17 protein-coding genes and 1 riboswitch are annotated in these 17469 nt (G+C 41.0%); of the genes, 16 read left to right on the plus strand and 1 reads right to left on the minus strand.

The annotated features are described in order from the left end of the window. Positions 1-7 precede the first annotated feature (7 nt). The 5 genes from EV579_RS10260 (at position 8) to EV579_RS10280 (ending at position 4374) form a co-directional block, all read left to right on the plus strand. Positions 8-646 carry a nitroreductase family protein gene (locus EV579_RS10260; protein ID WP_024423934.1) on the plus strand — a complete coding sequence of 213 codons (639 nt, stop codon included), beginning with the start codon at positions 8-10 and terminating at the stop codon, positions 644-646. 25 nt (positions 647-671) lie between these two features. Beyond that, entirely contained in the window at positions 672-965 is a 294-nt protein-coding gene (locus tag EV579_RS10265) for a putative quinol monooxygenase (RefSeq protein ID WP_024423933.1), read from the plus strand. 189 nt (positions 966-1154) lie between these two features. After that, complete coding sequence (locus EV579_RS10270; RefSeq protein WP_103131803.1) at positions 1155-3536, plus strand: immune inhibitor A domain-containing protein; 2382 nt, start codon at positions 1155-1157, stop codon at positions 3534-3536. A 206-nt stretch (positions 3537-3742) separates the two neighbouring features. Continuing rightward, positions 3743-3997 carry an ORF6C domain-containing protein gene (locus tag EV579_RS10275; RefSeq protein WP_024423931.1) on the plus strand — a complete coding sequence of 85 codons (255 nt, stop codon included), beginning with the start codon at positions 3743-3745 and terminating at the stop codon, positions 3995-3997. 5 nt (positions 3998-4002) lie between these two features. Continuing rightward, positions 4003-4374, plus strand: coding sequence for a DUF1304 domain-containing protein (locus tag EV579_RS10280; protein WP_133744374.1), 372 nt, complete (start codon positions 4003-4005; stop codon positions 4372-4374). A gap of 34 nt (positions 4375-4408) precedes the next feature. Here EV579_RS10280 and EV579_RS18990 read toward each other — a convergent pair whose 3' ends face one another. Next, positions 4409-4573 (minus strand): hypothetical protein, encoded by a 165-nt coding sequence (locus tag EV579_RS18990; RefSeq protein ID WP_166644694.1) that lies wholly within the window; start codon positions 4571-4573, stop codon positions 4409-4411. Between the two features lie 255 nt (positions 4574-4828). On the opposite strand from EV579_RS18990, the gene EV579_RS10285 reads away from it, so the two are divergent. From EV579_RS10285 to bglH, 11 genes are all read left to right on the plus strand, one after another. After that, positions 4829-5485 carry a type 1 glutamine amidotransferase domain-containing protein gene (locus EV579_RS10285; RefSeq protein ID WP_133744375.1) on the plus strand — a complete coding sequence of 219 codons (657 nt, stop codon included), beginning with the start codon at positions 4829-4831 and terminating at the stop codon, positions 5483-5485. Between the two features lie 140 nt (positions 5486-5625). Then, positions 5626-6753, plus strand: coding sequence for a hypothetical protein (locus EV579_RS10290; RefSeq protein ID WP_133744376.1), 1128 nt, complete (start codon positions 5626-5628; stop codon positions 6751-6753). 56 nt (positions 6754-6809) lie between these two features. Then, a riboswitch (TPP riboswitch) is annotated at positions 6810-6913 on the plus strand. An 87-nt stretch (positions 6914-7000) separates the two neighbouring features. After that, entirely contained in the window at positions 7001-7687 is a 687-nt protein-coding gene (gene tenA, locus EV579_RS10295; RefSeq protein ID WP_122631987.1) for a thiaminase II, read from the plus strand. Continuing rightward, positions 7684-8283: an ECF transporter S component gene (locus EV579_RS10300; protein WP_024423927.1), complete on the plus strand. Its 600-nt coding sequence runs from the start codon at positions 7684-7686 to the stop codon at positions 8281-8283. The genes tenA and EV579_RS10300 overlap by 4 nt, the downstream gene beginning before the upstream one ends. Next, the gene (locus EV579_RS10305) at positions 8258-9856 is read left to right on the plus strand and encodes an ABC transporter ATP-binding protein (RefSeq protein WP_133744377.1); all 1599 of its coding nucleotides are present in this window, start codon (positions 8258-8260) and stop codon (positions 9854-9856) included. Before EV579_RS10300 ends, EV579_RS10305 begins: the two co-directional genes overlap by 26 nt. Then, positions 9846-10580 (plus strand): energy-coupling factor transporter transmembrane component T family protein, encoded by a 735-nt coding sequence (locus EV579_RS10310; RefSeq protein WP_122631985.1) that lies wholly within the window; start codon positions 9846-9848, stop codon positions 10578-10580. Before EV579_RS10305 ends, EV579_RS10310 begins: the two co-directional genes overlap by 11 nt. Before the next feature lie 534 nt (positions 10581-11114). Then, entirely contained in the window at positions 11115-11570 is a 456-nt protein-coding gene (locus EV579_RS19385) for a methyl-accepting chemotaxis protein (RefSeq protein ID WP_404841210.1), read from the plus strand. Positions 11571-11739: 169 nt separating this feature from the next. After that, positions 11740-12555 carry a YwqG family protein gene (locus tag EV579_RS10320; RefSeq protein ID WP_024427540.1) on the plus strand — a complete coding sequence of 272 codons (816 nt, stop codon included), beginning with the start codon at positions 11740-11742 and terminating at the stop codon, positions 12553-12555. Between the two features lie 235 nt (positions 12556-12790). Further along, complete coding sequence (gene licT / locus EV579_RS10325; RefSeq protein ID WP_024423922.1) at positions 12791-13624, plus strand: BglG family transcription antiterminator LicT; 834 nt, start codon at positions 12791-12793, stop codon at positions 13622-13624. 327 nt (positions 13625-13951) lie between these two features. Next, positions 13952-15859, plus strand: a complete 1908-nt coding sequence (locus EV579_RS10330; RefSeq protein WP_056765366.1) for a beta-glucoside-specific PTS transporter subunit IIABC — start codon at positions 13952-13954, stop codon at positions 15857-15859. Beyond that, entirely contained in the window at positions 15831-17249 is a 1419-nt protein-coding gene (gene bglH, locus EV579_RS10335; RefSeq protein WP_061110275.1) for an aryl-phospho-beta-d-glucosidase, read from the plus strand. The genes EV579_RS10330 and bglH overlap by 29 nt, the downstream gene beginning before the upstream one ends. Positions 17250-17469 lie beyond the last annotated feature (220 nt).

The raw sequence follows: 17469 nt of genomic DNA on the forward strand, positions 1-17469 counted from the left end.
GTTACACATGGCTACAACATTAAAAACAAACGATTTTATGGAAATTATGAAAGGGCGCCGCTCTATTCGTAACTATGATCCAGCTGTGAAAATCAGCAAAGAAGAAATGACAGAGATTTTAGAAGAAGCAACAACTGCACCATCATCAGTAAATGCACAGCCTTGGCGCTTCATGGTGATTGACAGCCCAGAAGGAAAAGAAAAGCTTGCACCACTTGCAAAATTCAACCAAACTCAAGTGTCAACATCAGCAGCTGTCATTGCAGTATTTGCAGATATGAAAAGCAATGAATACTTAGAAGAAATTTATTCAAAAGCAGTAGAGCATGGCTACATGCCGCAAGAAGTGAAAGAAAGACAAATTGCTGCATTAACTGCACACTTTGAGGTTCTTCCGGAGCAAGTGAACCGCGAAACCATCTTAATTGACGGTGGGATTGTGTCTATGCAGCTTATGCTTGCTGCACGTGCACACGGTTATGATACAAATCCAATTGGCGGATATGATAAAGAAGTCATCGCTGAAACATTTGGATGGGATAAAGAACGTTATGTACCAGTCATGCTGCTATCAATTGGGAAAGCAGCCGACGAAGGCTATGCATCTTACCGCTTACCGGTTGATCGTATTGCTGAGTGGAAATAATATCTTTTCAAAAGGAGACGATCAAATGATTATTATTCATGCAGGGATGACCATTCATCCAGAAAAAGAAAACGTATTTTTAGAAGAAATCAATGAGTTAATGAAAGCTTCACAGGCTGAAGAAGGCAATGTTTCCTACAAGCTGTTCAAGGATACAGAAAAGGAAAATACCTTTTTAATGGTAGAAGTGTGGAAAGATGACGCTGCTGTTCAGAGCCATAATGCAAGTGCTCATTTCCAGGCTTTCGTCGCGAAGGCAAAAGAATTCTTAGCCGCTCCACTTGACGTGGTTGCATTTCAAGGCCAGCAGCTTTCATAGAAAAACAACAAACACCCTAGGCGGTTAACGCCTAGGGTTCTTTTATTTTCGACAAATGGTTCCACCCCTTTCATTCACGTATTGTGCATTTTCCACAAAATTTCTGAAAATAAAATGTTTTTCGACTTAACTATATTGGAATATGCTAGAATTAGATATTATTTATTACCAAAATAGGGAGGAACCAATATGAAAAAAGGGAAATGGACGAAAATTGCACTAACCGCTGTCCTAAGTTTAGGCACATTGACAGCTTTCAGCACCCCTCTATCTGCCCACACCACAGAAAAATCAACATCCTCTGATGGCGGTCATTATTCAGGTATTCCATTTGACTCAAGTGTCGTGAATGAAGACCGTCTTGTCAAAGCCTTGAAAAAACAAGGAAAGATCAAAAAGAATGCCAATGAGGCAGAAACCCAAAAAGCATTAAAGAACTATCTAAAGAAAAAAGAAGAATCAGCAATGAAACAAAGTGCCAGCACCTTAACAGAAGAGCCTGAATTCCTGAAAGAATACAAACAAGAGGTACATAACAAACTTGCCAAAAAGAAAAAATTAAAGAAGCATAAAGGAAAAGAAAGCAATCAAGTAAAACCGGTCAAAAAGGAAAAGTATAAAGGTGACGTCCGCAATGATAAAGTATTGGTTTTATTAGTAGATTTTAAAGATTATAAGCATAATAGTATTAAAAAAGAAGAGACTGATATGTACTATGACAAGTACGATCAACAGCACTATCAAGATATGCTTTTCGGAAAAAATGGCTACATCGGTCCTGATGGGAAACGGAAAGTATCCATGAAGCAATACTATGAAAAGCAGTCCGGCGGGAGTTACACAGTCAGTGGAACAGTTGCAGGATGGTATACAGCGAAGCATGAAGCAGCTTATTACGGCGGGAACGTACCTGACGATTCAGGCAGTGACGGCAGACCGCGCGAATTGGTGAAAGAAGCACTCGAAGCAGCAGCAAAAGATCCGAATATTGATCTAAGCGAGTATGATCAATGGGACCGCTATGATATTGATGGCGACGGTGTTTATAACGAGCCAGACGGCATCATTGACCATCTGATGGTCGTTCACGCCGGCGTAGGTGAAGAAGCAGGCGGCGGACAACTTGGCGCTGATGCGATTTGGTCACACCGCTGGTCACTTGGTGATGTATTTGAAATTCCGGATACTGAATCGGAAGTTGGTCAAGGCGGGAAATTAGGCGCATTGGATTACACCATCGAGCCTGAGGATGGCGCAGCAGGTGTGTTCACACATGAATTCGGACATGATCTTGGTCTTCCTGACGAGTACGATACACAGTACACAGGCAGAGGAGAGCCCGTTTCTTACTGGTCGATCATGTCAAGCGGAAGCTGGGCAGGTAAAGTTCCTGGTACGGAACCAACAGGCTTTAGCCCATATGCGAAAGAAATGCTTCAAAATCTGCATGGAGGCAACTGGCTTTCTGGACAAACCATCGATGGTAAAACATTAAAGAAAAGCAAAACAGTATTAATTGATGAAGCAGCAACAAAAGGAACGAACCATGATGCCGTTCGAGTCGATTTACCAGATAAAGAGATTGTCGTTACGACACCTGCTCAAGGGAAATATTCGTATTTCAGCGGAACGGGTGACAATTTGAATGCAACCATGACGACAACAGGTATTGATTTGTCAAAAGGAAGCAAAGCAGAGCTGACGTTTAAAGCATGGTACGATATTGAAGAAGATTATGATTATGCGTATGTCGAAGTGCGTGAAACAGGGACTGATCAATGGAAGACCATCGCGGGTAACATCACGAATGATCGAAATGAAGCAGGTGCAAACGAAGGCAATGGCATCGACGGAAAATCAGACGGCTGGGTAGATGCAGCCTTTGACCTGTCTGCTTATGCAGGGAAGAAAATCGACCTGCAATTCCGTTACACAACTGATGCAGGCTATTCACTTCCAGGCTTATTCGTAGATGACCTGAACATCACGGCAGATGGAACGAAAGTATGGTCAGATGATGCCGAGGACACGTCTACTTTTACCTTTAATGGATTCTCAAAATCTAATGGAAAACAATATGCAGCACAATACTATTTACTAGAGTGGCGCTCTTATGCTGATGTCGATAAAGGCTTAAAGCATATTAAACGCGGGGCAAGTCTGATGAGCTATAATAACGGGTTGGTTGTTTGGTATGTCGATCAATCATACAGTGATAACTGGGTAGGAAAACATCCGGGGAACGGCTTCCTTGGCGTAGTAGATGCAGATCAGCAAGTATTAAAATGGAGTGACGGTTCCATTGCCGCAACAGGGTTCCAAGTACATGATGCAGCATTCTCTTTGAATCCAAGTACGAAGCTGAATATAGATTATACAGCAACAACGGGCTTAACTTTGCAAGATCGCTACATTCGCCCGGCTCGTACATTTAGTGATAAAAAGAACTATGTGAATCCAAACAACCCAGATGCAGGACGCGATGTACCGACATATGGGTTATCCTTTAAAGTCGTTGGACAAAGTAAGGATCGTTCTGTTGGAAAGGTGTTAATTTCGAAAAGTAACTAAATAGAAAGCCGGATTCTACCATTGAATCCGGCTTTTTGATATGTGAGAAAAGGATTGTGAGGGCACGATTGTTTTTTAAATCGAATGTCTGTTCTTTTTTATTTTGATATCCGAATGAAACCATTATATAATAGACACTGGAAGGTTTTTCTTTCAACCATGATTCTTTTTAGCTGTTAAAACAAAGGAAAGGATGAGCGTTACCAATGAGTTGTGTCACTGCCAAGCAATTAAAGGTGATTCGAGGGACGATGCAGACTTTTTGCAGCCATTTGGAGTATGCTGGCCACGGTAAGCTTCATATCAATACCATCATGGCTTTTATTAAAAAGGAATTCGGCGTGAGAAAAATGAAAGACATTCCACAAAGTCGCTTTACAGAAGCGCTAGAATTGATACAAGACTTTGATTTATACACGGACAAAATAGAGATTCGTGAACGTCTACCAGAAAGGAATTAACTAAATTGAATATTTTAGCAATGATTTTAGTAGGAATTGTCGCTTTAGAACACATTGTCATCATGTTATTAGAAATGTTTTTTATGGAATCAAAGATGGCGAAGCGGTCTTTTAAGCTGCCAGAACACTTGCAAAAAGATCCAAATGTCAAAGTGATGTTTGCCAATCAGGGGCTTTATAACGGGTTTTTAGCTGCAGGACTCATTTGGGGGCTCATTCTTGGATCGAATACCGTTGGATATATGATTCAGCTGTTTTTCATTCTTTGTGTGCTCATTGCAGCAGTATTTGGCGGTGTAACATCCAATAAATCAATTATCATCAAACAAGGAGTACCAGCACTGCTTGCACTCCTTGCACTGATGCTGGCGATCTAATCTTAAATAAAGCCGCCCCTAGTGAGGGCGGCTTTTATCTTTTTCGAAGACCCATCAAACGAATAATGGATGTTAGACAAAGGGCTACGGCAACGGCCAAAATGATTTTTCCGTACATAACCTCCGTTAGGTTCATCAAAAAGACAGCCAATATAATGCAGAGCGTGATGATGATCATCACAATCGAATAGGTTTTCATCTCTTTTCCACTCCTTTAAAAATCCCCTCATGTTACGAGAGAACTGTCAATCTTTCCTCATATTATATCACTCAATGACAATTTTACATGAAATTCCCTACCAATAGAATGTGACATATTGATTAGATTTGGAGTCATACCTTATTTTTTAGAAAATCGGGTATAACATAATAAGCTGGCCTAAAGTCATATTGCTTGATATTTAATTGTGCAAAATATAAAATAGCCACAGGATAAATCGAAAGGATGATCAAGATGAGTAAGAAAGTGTTATTAGTATCGACAAGCAGCCCGGAAATGAATGGACATCCAACAGGTTTATGGCTAGAAGAGTTAGCAGAGCCATTTCATATTTTTAAAGAAAATGAACTAGAAGTACAAATTGTTTCTATTCAAGGTGGCACTGTACCAATTGACAAAAATTCAATTCCTGAAGGTGTCCCAGCGCAATATCAAGATGTATATGAATTACTTCAAGACACAAAGGCGCTTACAGATGTAAATCCATCTGATTATGACGGAATTTTCTTTGCTGGAGGGCACGGGCCTATGATCGACTTTGCGTCTAATCAACTGGTAGCGGATGCGATCTTAGCAGTTTCAGATAAAAATGGTGCGATCGGAGCCGTTTGTCATGGTGTTTCAGCATTCGTTGATGTGAAGGACCAAAATGGCAAATCATTTATCGAAGGCAAAAAAATCACAGGTTTCACAAACGAAGAAGAGGAAGCCGTTCAACTGACATCAAAAGTTCCATTTTTATTGGAAACAAAACTTCGTGAGCAGGGGGCAGCGTTTGAAAAAGGAGATGCCTTTGCGCCATTTGCTGTTGTTGACGGACAAATCATCACTGGACAAAACCCGGGATCAAGTGCAGAAACAGCACGCTTGTTTGTCAAAACCATTGCATAAAACGATCAAAACCAGTCGTAACTCATGCGGCTGGTTTTTTTGTTATAAAAATGTCCCAAAAAAGACCAAAACAATTATTAGAATAATGGTAAAATAATCACAGGGTAAAAAACCCAAATGAGGAAAAAGGGGATGTTCCTGTGAGAGCATTTTATGTCAAAATCACTGCAGCTTTACTGTCTGTTTTACTCGTCGCAACAGGTTTGTTTTCACCAGCATTAAAAGCAGAAGAAGCACCGAAATCAGAAGGGAAAATATCACCACTGACGGAAAAAGCGATTCAGCAAGTGCAAGAATCGTTTTTGAAGCAGGATGAAGGAATCGCTATTCAACAGAAGCAAGTGAAAAAATCATTTAAAGTGAATAAGAAGAAAGGAATCAGTATCAAACGAAAAGCTGCTAAAGAAGGCAAAATGCGCACGTCTGCCGTTCGCTCCATTGATGGACTAGCTATTAATCAATCGGCTGTCTTAACAGAGGACGACCCAGTTGATTTATGGTTTTTAAGCACATCTTCACCTCAGGCACTCATCAGCCGGATTACCTCTTCAAACCCTGATTATTTTGTTCAATTATTTGTTGTTGATTATGAAACAGGACAAGCCTACCCGACAGATTTAATTCAACCGGCAGGCAGCCTGCTTGGATTGACCAATTTACCAGCAGGTGATTATGCATTCGGTATTACAAGCGGCGGAGAATTTGGAGACTCCTACACGATACAAGTGAATGCAAAAAACCCGCCCAATTTCACGGGGGCTGTATCCCTTTCGTCCACCTTGCAATATTTTGTAGCTGAGTATGCAAACGGTGATGTTTTCGCAAATGGTACAAAAGTGTACAATAAGCAAACAAAGACCGCCGATTATAAATGGGAGCGTGTGTTTTACTTCTCATATGATGGAAAATATGAACAGAGAACTCATTCTGTTGACAGTGTAAAAGTGAAAAGTATTTCAGCACCAGTGTCGTACTCCGCTCCATATGCAAGTTCCTCTGAGGCCATTCTCGTCTACTTAGATGTGGAGACTTTATTTATGTATCATGAATCATCGTTTGCTAGCGGGCAGTACTACCATAGTAGCTTTGTTGATACACTCGGGAAGACAACACCAAGACGCTTAGATATTGATGATATGACAAATTACGGTGATCATATTTTAGCTGTAGATTTAAAAACAGGAAAGCCGATTGATTTCTTCAGTGTGCTGAATTTCTACTATGCTGCAGGGATCGAGAAGCTGCCAACAATCAGAACGTTGAATTAAGAAAGGCGGTTGACATCAAATCGCCACATGTGTAGAGTAAAGATAATTAAATGACAAAAGTCCACTAGGGGAGTCATGTATGACTGAGACAAGAGAAAATCTTGGACCCTTTGAACCTGATCTAGTTCGTACTAGCGGAGGGAAGTGGAGCTGGACCTTGTCTTATTCATGATTGAATCGATAAGAAGGCCGCTCCATTTGGGGTGGCTTTTTCATTTATTCAACTGAAGAAGAGGAGGCTTTTTTTATGACATTTTCTACGCAATTAAGGAAAGAAGCAGAACCGTTATTTGAAGCCATTTATCAGCATCCGTTCGTCAGAGGCCTGGCAGCAGGAAAGCTGGAAAAGGAACAGATCATTCATTACGTCAAACAAGATGCAGAATACTTACAAGCATTCATTAAAATTTATGCAGCAGCGCTCAGCAGATGTACAGACAGAGAGGATATTGCGTTTTTCCATCAGCAGATTGCGTTTGTACTAGATAGTGAGACGCACCCTCATCAAAACCTTTGCCGAGTGGCAGGAGTCGCATATGATGAGCTCCAAGGTGCTTTTTTGGCTCCGAGTGCTCACCACTATATTCATCACATGCTGCAAGTTGCGCAAGAAGGCACGCTTGGTGAAATCATCGCTGTCCTGCTTCCATGTCCTTGGACATATTGGGAAATAGGGAAACGAATGCTTACAGATGTGCAGCCAGACCCGTCACATCCGTTTTATGAGTGGATCACGTTTTATGGAGGATTAACCGATTCTGTTACAGGTGAGCTTTGCAAGCGGCTCGATCAGTTGGCGGAAGCAGCAAGTGAGAAGGAAAAGGAAAAAATGAAACAGCACTTTATCTTAAGCTGCCAGCTCGAGTACAAGTTTTGGGAAATGGCCTTTACTGTTGAAGAGTGGCCAGTTCAACTGGAGGTGCATTCATCATGACATGGAAGATGAAAGAAGTCGTCCTTGCGGTGATTTTATCCGTTGCGTGTGGTGTGATCTATTTAGGATGGTCCACGCTATACTTACCGATTACAGCACTTGTTGGCCCAGCAGGAGGCAACATCATGTTTGGAATATGGGTCATTGCAAGTCCAATCGTTGCATATATCATTCAAAAGCCGGGGGCTGCTCTGATTGCAGAAACAGCCGCCGCTGCTGTGGAATTATTGACAGGCAGCCACTTCGGACTTTCAGCTCTGTTAATTGGTGTATGCCAAGGACTTGGAGCAGAAATCGCCTTCGCTCTTTTTGGTTATAAACGATATCGCATGTGGACACTGATGCTCTCTGGTGCTTTTGCCGCTATCGGAGCGATGGCGTACAGTCTCGTGGCAAATGGCTTTGGTTATTACACGCCTCAAGTTTTACTTATGACCCTTGTGACTCAAATGATCAGTGGAATGATACTTGGCGGCTGCCTTGCGAAAGTGGTGGTAGACGCACTATCCAAAACAGGTGTATTGAATCAATATGCCATCATGAAAGAAAAACGAAACAAAGGTGAACAGCATGAATTCATTTCTCGCGTGCAATGAACTCTCTGTCCGTTTTTATGAACAGCCTAAGCCCGTTTTGCATCAAATCTCCCTTACGATTCAAAAAGGGGAAAAGGTGCTTATTTTAGGACCGAGCGGAAGCGGGAAATCTACGCTCATTTCGGTTCTGGCTGGAATCATTCCAGAGCATGTGGAAGCAGACATGCAGGGTGAAGTGGTGCTGCAAAGACATACAGGCGTCATGTTTCAAGATCCAGACTCTCAGTTTTGTATGCACCGCGTCAATGAAGAAATTGCCTTTAGCTTAGAGAACCGTTCCGTCCCTCGTGAAGAGATGGATGACATCATTCAGCAGCTCATGCAAAAAGTCCAACTGGATGTCGATTCGCATACAGAGATTCACACTTTATCTGGCGGCATGAAGCAGCGATTGGCACTTGCTTGTTTACTAGCATTACAGCCGGATGTTCTATTCTTTGATGAACCAACCGCACAGCTTGATCCGGCAGGTAGAATGGACATATTTCAACTGCTGCAGCAGCTTGCAGCCGATCAGCAGCAGACCATGATTTTTGTAGAGCATGTGCTTGACGGTGTTATCGAATGGATGGACCGGGTGATTTTATTAGATGATCAAGGCAGCATTTTAGCAGATGGAGCTCCAAAAGATGTGCTCACGGCATATGAGGAAGAAATGAAAGAGGCTGGAATTTGGCGGCCCAAATTATTTCCCGAGAAATGGTCCACGATCATTCAAGATCCATTTCATCCACTGAGTCAAACCTTTATGCAAACCTTTAAAGCACGAAAAGAGCAGCATGAAAAGGTGCCATCAATCGAACGAAAGACAATGATTCGTACAGAAAATCTTCAATTAAGCTACGGGAAAAAAAGGATTATGAGTGATCTCCAGCTTGATATCAAATCAGGGGATTGGGTGTCGATTATTGGGGAAAATGGAAGTGGAAAAAGCACACTTCTCAAACATTTGGTTCGTTTAGAGCCAACGAAAAAAGGCCACATTGTCTTAAAAGATACACTCCTAAAAAAGTGGTCAGACCGAGAACTATATGAAAAAGCAGGCTTTGTGTTTCAGAATCCGGAGCTTCAATTTATACAAGACACAGTATTCGATGAAATTGCCTTTGGCGGCAGACAGCGAAACTGGCCAGAATCAGTCGTACAAGAAAAAACGGTTCAGCTGCTGAAAGAGTTCGGTTTAGAGAAGCATGCAAAAGCACATCCCTTCACCTTAAGTTTAGGGCAAAAAAGAAGGTTAAGTGTTGCCACAATGCTCCTTTTTGATCAAGATGTATTGCTGTTAGATGAGCCGACTTTCGGGCAGGATGAAAAAACGGCGAAGGAATTGATGAGGCGTTTAAAACAGCGTCAGCGCCAAGGCACGACCATTGTGATGGTCACACATGATATGGAGCTTGTCGATGAGTGTGCCGATCAAGTGCTTCTGTTTCATCAAGGGAAGCATGTGTATGATGGCACCCCTTATGATTTATTTTCAAATCAAGAACTTGTCGATGCTTATCAGCTGAGAGCTCCTTTACATTATCGCTATGTGGCAGAAAGAAAGGACGTGCTGACGATTGCAAAGTAATCACTCCTTTCTTTCTACTGTGAATCCAGTCATGAAATTACTCGCTCATCTGCTTGCGATGGGCTGTCTCATGGCGATTTCTGACCCTAAAACTACCTTTATCATTTGGCTGTTTGCTCTCAGCATTGGAGTTGTTTTAGGTGGATGGAATATGAATTATCTCGTTACAAGGCTTGTCCCTTATCTGCTCTTTTTTATTCTCGTCTTTTGGATGATGGCGGCCTTCGGCAAGGGGGATCATACCGTTTGGAAGTGGGCGTGGTTTCATATCACAGAGGAGAGTTTAAGAAATGGGCTTACCATCGCTTTTAGAATGCTGGGATTTGTGACATTTGGTCTCCTTTTTACGTCCACAACAGATTTGACGGCATTTATGATGAGTCTGATTCATCAGTGCCGAATGTCCCCAAAATGGGCGTATGGCATGCTTGCCGGTTTCCGGTTTATTCCGTTATTTCAAAGTGAATTAAAACAAATGAAAGCTGCACACAAAATCAGAGGCTACAAGCAAAAAAACAGCTGGAAAGCCTTTATGCGTTATGCATTGCCCCTTTTTACGCAAGGCGTACGAAAATCAGAACGCTTAGCGATTGCAATGGAAGCCAGGGGCTTCACAGGGACGAGAGAGCGAACGTATTATCATATCATCAGCACCTCATGGATTGACTACATGTATCTTTTTCTCATTGTTATCAGTGTCTTCATGTGCATTTACTTTGTTTAAAAAACACCCACATTCTCTTGATAGAATGTGGGCTTTTTATATGTCTTAGGTCATTTGATTGATATTAGTACACATTACAGGCTGTAATAGATCATATAACGAACCGATAAAGAAGGTGTACTGAGAAAAAGAGAGGATGAACGTAAGCGAATGTCACAGAGAATTGATAACATAATAGACGCTTTACCAATCATTGGACTTGCTATGAGAGAGCAGCTAACCTTTTCTGTCTTAGGGAAAGAGAAGGTTCTTTATTATCAGCAGCATGGGAATATTGATTTAGGATTTAAAGCTGGTGATACAGTAGATGCTGGATTCCAAAACTTTGCCATGCTGAAAAATGGGAGAGAACCATCGTTCATCCAAATTCCGAAAGAAGTATACGGGATTCCAATGGATATCGTAGCCGTTCCAATTAATGATGAATCAGGTCAAGTGGTTGCTGCCTTCTGTGTGGCATATGACCAAACGAATCAACAACGATTAGAGCACATCATGACGGAGAGCAACGAAGCTTCCGAAAAACTAGTCGCAATGGTACAGCAGGTTGCCGCACATTCAGAGGAACTACAAGCGACAAGTGAACAAATTCTACAAAATACGAAAACCACTGTCGAAAATTCCTCTAAAATCAATCAAGTGTCCAATCTCATCAAAGGTATCTCTGATCAAACGAACTTACTTGGACTCAATGCATCAATAGAAGCTGCAAGAGTAGGGGAAGCAGGAGCAGGCTTTGGAGTGGTCGCAACAGAAGTGAGAAAGCTGTCAACTCATGCGAAACAGGCGACGACTGATATTGAAACAGCCCTAAAAGATGTGCAGGGGTCGATCAAAGGAATGGAAGAAGAAATTGCGCAAATTGTCGCTTCCTCTGAGCATCAAGCAGAGCTAGTAGGCACTTTTACGAAAATTATTGAAGGTCTTCACGAAACAAACGAAACGATGAAAGCATTAGCAAACGACTTAGTAAACTATCAAGTGAAATAAAAGAACGACAAAACCTCCAGCTGAATCGGAGGTTTTTTTATCATTTCAAGGTGAGAAACTTGTTAGGATTATGACCGTTTTATCGCTGACAGGCAGGATACACTTCTGTATGATAGAAAAAGAGAGACTAGTTTTGTCATTAGGCCTATTCATAAGGAGGAAGATCATCGTGACACAATCAGCGAAGCTGAAAGAAATACTTGCACCCTACCGTCCGTTGTTAGATGAAACGGAAAAACCAATGATTCAATTGCAGATGAAACAAGGAAAAACAGGACCATACGACAGCAAAATAGCTGGTGATCCTTATTTTCCAAAAAACGACGAATATCCAGTTGACGGCGAAGGACATCCTATGAAACTTTTGGCACAAATTAATTTCGGCCAGCTGCCCAAGGTGAAGGATTATCCAGAAACAGGACTTTTGCAAGTTTTTATTTCTGTGCATGATGATCTTTATGGGATGAATATTGACCATAAAACAGAGCAAAAAGATTTTCGCATCAAATTTATTGAGGAACCTTTCTTAGCAGAAGAAGAGTTAATGACTGATTTTTCTTTTGTGAAAATTCCAGACGATTTTTATTTTCCTGTGACGAAGGAAGGCGCAATTACAGGTGAATTATCAAGCGAAACGATCAGTGTAGGAGATTTCCGCTTTGAAAAAGTCACAGGAAAGAACAGCTGGGACCTATTCGAAGATGCAGAAGGTGTTAATGGCGATGAAGCAGATGCCCTGCTGGATGAATTTTATGAAACAGCGAGTGGCTTTGGTCACAAATTGGGCGGGTACCCAGGGTTTACACAAGAAGACCCGCGTACCTATGTAGATCAAGAACATACCGTTCTGTTATTGCAAATTGACTCAGATGATGAAGTAGATTTGATGTGGGGAGATTGCGGTATTGCCAACTTCTTTATCAAACCAGAAGACCTTAAACGAAAAAATTTCGAGAATGTCGTCTATAATTGGGATTGCTCCTGATTTTGTAAAAAACACACTTTAAACACTCTTTATAGAGTGTTTTTGTGTATGTTTTTAGACTTTTTTGCCCCTATTTCGTCATTTTTGAGAGGTAATATGTCATTCTTTCTAGTTGACCGGATCAAAAAAAAATGTAAAATCATCTTAAAGTCCTCTTTTTTGAAAATAATAATAACATGACATATCAATCAAAGATAAAATGCTCGAAAAAGCGGAATGTACAGGGGGGTATCAATTGATCATTTCTAAAGTAATCAATAATAATGTTGTCAGTGCGTATGATGACGAGCAGCATGAGCTGGTCATTATGGGCAGAGGGATCGCGTTTCAAAAGAAAAGCGGAGACCCGATTGACGAAGAACGAATCGAAAAAGTATTTTCTATTCAAAATAAAGATATATCAGAAAAATTCAAAACCCTGCTTTATGATATTCCAATCGAGTATATGCAAGTGTGTGAGGCGATTATTGAGCATGCGAGAACAACCCTTAACAAAAATTTAAATGACAGCATCTATGTGACGCTGACGGATCATATCACCTTCGCCATTGAACGTCATCAAAAAGGAATGGATATCAAAAATGCCTTGCTCTGGGAAATCAAACGGCTGTATAAAGATGAGTTCAGATGCGGTTTAGAAGCTATTCGGATCATTGAGGACAAGCTGAGCATCCATCTTCCTGAGGATGAAGCCGGCTTTATTGCCATGCATATTGTCAATGCAGAGCTCAATGAGGAAATGCCAAACGTGATTCAAATCACCAAACTTATTCAAGACATTTTAAACATCGTTAAATATCACTTTCAAATTGATTTAGACGAGGAATCATTAAATTATTTCCGATTTGTGACGCATTTAAAGTTTTTCGGACAGCGTCTGTTTAACGAAACACAAATGGAAAATCAAAATGAGTTTCTGTATGAAGTGGTAAAAGAGAAAAACACTGCAGCTTTTCAATGCGCAGAAAAAATTAACGAGTATGTTCAAAAAGAATACAACCGAAGTCTCATAGAAGATGAAATGCTATATTTAACTTTGCATATAGACAGAGTAATAAAAAGAAAATAAATTCAAAAAGAAAGCGTTGACATCACAAAATTAACATGATAATTTATAAATATAAACTAAATAACCCACAATCTTTTAGGATTGTTACTGGTCAAGCAGGCAAAACCTAAATCATTGTCCCTATCTTTGATAAGGCGTGATTTAGGTTTTTTTATATCTAAAGACTTATAAAAATTAAATAACGATCAATCGCTATGAAGGATTGTTACTGGTTAAGCAGGCAAAACCTAAATATCGATTAATGTCTGAATCGCTATTTCTCGGACATTAATGGATGTTTAGGTTTTTTCTATATCAAGATGAAATCAACGATTGGAGGGTAACACAATGAACCACAAACAAACAGCAAAAGAAGTGCTAGAACTTGTCGGCGGTGAAAAGAATGTTAAACACGTCACGCATTGTATGACAAGACTTCGCTTCAACTTATACGATGAAAGCAAGGCAGATAAAGAGAAGCTGCAATCAACAGACGGCGTCATGGGCGTGAATCAAAGCGGAGGCCAATATCATGTCATTATCGGCAATGATGTCTCAAATGTCTATCAAGCGATGGTCGCTGATTCAGGTCTATCATCTGATGTAAAGTCAGGCGGTACAGAAGAAGCGTCAAAACAAAATGTGATATCAAAGCTTTTCGATTTTATCTCTGGTGTCTTCACACCGATTCTTCCAGCCATCGCTGGGGCCGGTATGATCAAAGGGATTTTGGCACTGATGCTCACATTCCAGTGGATATCAGATAAAAGCAGTACGTATGCGATTTTAACAGCCATTGGAGATGGAGCCTTTTACTTCTTACCGATTTTGCTTGCTGTAAGCGTAGCCAAAAAAATTGGCACAAATCAGTATATCGCGGCTGCCATTGCAGCAGCAGCACTGCACCCGCAGTTAACCGCTTTACTGGGCGCGGGAAATACAGAATTTCTAGGCTTGCCAGTGGTTGCAGTTGTGTACTCTTCATCGGTGATTCCAATTCTACTCACCATCTGGCTTGGTTCATATGTTGAAAGATTCGCAGAAAAATATAGTCCGAAATCATTAAAGATCATCCTTGTTCCAACAGTCACACTTCTAGTCGTTGTACCAGTTATGCTCATCGCGGTTGGACCGCTTGGCGGAATTATCGGAAGTGGCCTTTCAGGTGGAATTGATTTATTGTTTAAACATGCAGGTCTTTTGGCCGGACTCTTGATCGGCGGATTCATGTCACCATTGATCATTACGGGCATGCACTATGCACTGCTTCCAATCATGATCAACAACATTACGTTAAACGGTTTTGACTACATTCTACCAATGATGTTTGTAGCGAATATGGCACAAGCAGGCGCAGCATTCGGTGTCTTCTTAAGATCAAAAAACAAAACATTCAAATCATTGGCGATGTCTACAAGTATCACAGCCTTAATGGGTATTACTGAACCTGCTATGTATGGTGTGAACATGCGATTGAAAAAACCGTTCCTTGCAGCCCTTATTGGTGCAGCAGCAGGCGGCGTGTTCATGTCAATCTTTAAAGTAAAATCATATGTGATATCTGGATCAGCAGGCCTTCCAGGTCTCCCAACATTCATTGGACCAACATTTGTCTACTCAATCATCGGTTTAGTCATCGGATTTGTTGTAGCAACGATCATGACACTTGTTCTAGGATTCAAAGATGTACCAGTGAAAGATGATACAAAAGCAGACAAACCAGAAGAAAAGAAAGACACAGCAGCACTTCAAAATGAAGTGGTACAAAGCCCGCTTGAAGGTCAACTAAAGCCGCTCAATCAAGTAAATGATGCAACATTTTCTAATGAAATTATGGGTAAAGGTGCAGCCATTGTACCAACAGCTGGGCGTGTTGTAGCACCGTTCAATGGCAAGGTTGAAACCATTTTTCACACAAAACATGCCATTGGCTTGAAGAGTGAACAAGGTACAGAACTTCTCATCCATGTCGGGATTGACACGGTAAAACTTGGCGGAAAGTATTTCACAAGTCATGTGCAGTCAGGTGATCTGATTCAAGCAGGAGATGTACTCATTGATTTTGATATCGAGGGCATTCAGCAAGAAGGCTATGATGTCACCACACCTGTTATTGTCACCAACACGAATGATTATGCACAAGTTGATGCGAAAACAGATGGAACGATTACAGTGAAAGAGACACTGCTTACAGTCAGTGTAGAAGAAAAAGAGGAGGGTATTCAACATGAACAAGTTAGAAAAAACATTTCCTAAAGGTTTCTTATGGGGCGGCGCTGTTGCAGCCAACCAAGTTGAAGGCGCATATAATCAAGATGGAAAAGGCTTATCGACAGCTGATGTATCACCAAATGGTATTATGCACCCATTCGATGAATCAATGAAAGACCTTAACTTATATCATGATGCAATCGATTTCTACCATCGCTATAAAGAAGATATTGCACTCTTTGCAGAAATGGGATTCAAGTGCTTCAGACTATCCATTTCTTGGCCGCGTATTTTCCCAAATGGCGACGATGCGGAACCGAATGAAGCAGGCCTCGCTTTTTATGAAAAAGTATTTGATGAACTGCATAAGCACGGAATTGAGCCAGTTGTCACCATCTCTCACTATGAAATGCCGCTCGCACTTGTGAAAAACTACGGCGGATGGAGAAACCGCAAGCTTGTCGATCTTTATGAAACATACGCGAAAACATTGTTCACTCGCTTTAAAGACAAAGTGAAATATTGGATGACATTCAATGAAATCAATGTCGTGTTACATGCGCCTTTCACTGGCGGCGGACTTGTATTTGAAGAGGGTGATGACGAGAAAAGCATTCAATATCAAGCAGCGCATCACCAATTTGTTGCAAGTGCTTTGGCTGTCAAAGCAGGACACGAAATCATTCCTGATGCGAAAATCGGCTGTATGATTGCAGCGATGACAACTTATCCGTACAGCTCAAGACCAGAAGATATGTTTGCTGCAATTGAGCAAGACCGTAAAACATTATTCTTCTCAGATGTACAGGCAAGAGGTTATTACCCAGGTTACATGAAACGTTATTTCCTTGAAAATGACATCAACATCGAGTTCCAAGAAGGGGACGAAGACATTTTAAGAAACCATACAGTGGACTATATTGGCTTCAGCTATTATATGAGCTTTGTGACAAGTACAGATCCAGAGATTCTTGGACAAGTGACTGGCGGTAACTTATTTGAAGGTGTGAAAAACCCTTATCTAGAAGCAAGTGATTGGGGCTGGCAAATTGATCCGAAAGGACTTCGTACAACACTGAATCAGCTGTATGACCGCTACCAAAAGCCATTGTTTATCGTAGAAAATGGATTGGGTGCTGTCGATCAAGTAGAAGAAGACGGATCAATTCAAGACGATTACCGAATTGATTACCTCAGAAGCCATTTGCTGGAGGCGAGAGAAGCGATCGCAGACGGAGTTGACCTGATCGGTTATACAAGCTGGGGCCCAATTGACCTTGTCAGCGCATCAACGGCTGAAATGAAAAAACGCTACGGCTTCATTTATGTTGACCGTGATAATGAAGGAAACGGTACATTAGATAGAAAGAAAAAGAAAAGCTTCGATTGGTATAAACAAGTGATTGCAACAAATGGGGAACATTTGGATTACTAAACAGAGAAAATATTGTTTCGCTCCTTTAAGAACATATAGTGTCTTGAAACGGTGAAAACAATTTGAATCAGGCATTATCATTCATTGGGTCTCCTCTAGGGGCTTGATGGTGATAATGCCTTTTTTATGAAAAAGACAAAATTGAACAAAAAATAAACCACACTTTAAATTGTTGCGTGGTTCATATAAATCATATAATGGTTTTAATTCGGTAATACCT

This window comes from Bacillus sp. BK450 (assembly GCF_004364885.1).
Lineage (GTDB): Bacteria > Bacillota > Bacilli > Bacillales > Bacillaceae > Bacillus > Bacillus safensis.

What these genes read in the sequence shown, in the direction of transcription:
- EV579_RS10260 (WP_024423934.1), top strand. Translation starts at nt 8, where the DNA reads ATGGCTACAACATTAAAAACAAACGATTTTATGGAAATTATGAAAGGG.
- EV579_RS10265 (WP_024423933.1), top strand. Translation starts at nt 672, where the DNA reads ATGATTATTATTCATGCAGGGATGACCATTCATCCAGAAAAAGAAAAC.
- EV579_RS10270 (WP_103131803.1), top strand. Translation starts at nt 1,155, where the DNA reads ATGAAAAAAGGGAAATGGACGAAAATTGCACTAACCGCTGTCCTAAGT.
- EV579_RS10275 (WP_024423931.1), top strand. Translation starts at nt 3,743, where the DNA reads ATGAGTTGTGTCACTGCCAAGCAATTAAAGGTGATTCGAGGGACGATG.
- EV579_RS18990 (WP_166644694.1), bottom strand. Translation starts at nt 4,573, where the DNA reads ATGAAAACCTATTCGATTGTGATGATCATCATCACGCTCTGCATTATA.
- EV579_RS10285 (WP_133744375.1), top strand. Translation starts at nt 4,829, where the DNA reads ATGAGTAAGAAAGTGTTATTAGTATCGACAAGCAGCCCGGAAATGAAT.
- tenA (WP_122631987.1), top strand. Translation starts at nt 7,001, where the DNA reads ATGACATTTTCTACGCAATTAAGGAAAGAAGCAGAACCGTTATTTGAA.
- EV579_RS10300 (WP_024423927.1), top strand. Translation starts at nt 7,684, where the DNA reads ATGACATGGAAGATGAAAGAAGTCGTCCTTGCGGTGATTTTATCCGTT.
- EV579_RS10305 (WP_133744377.1), top strand. Translation starts at nt 8,258, where the DNA reads ATGAATTCATTTCTCGCGTGCAATGAACTCTCTGTCCGTTTTTATGAA.
- EV579_RS19385 (WP_404841210.1), top strand. Translation starts at nt 11,115, where the DNA reads ATGGTACAGCAGGTTGCCGCACATTCAGAGGAACTACAAGCGACAAGT.
- EV579_RS10330 (WP_056765366.1), top strand. Translation starts at nt 13,952, where the DNA reads ATGAACCACAAACAAACAGCAAAAGAAGTGCTAGAACTTGTCGGCGGT.
- bglH (WP_061110275.1), top strand. Translation starts at nt 15,831, where the DNA reads ATGAACAAGTTAGAAAAAACATTTCCTAAAGGTTTCTTATGGGGCGGC.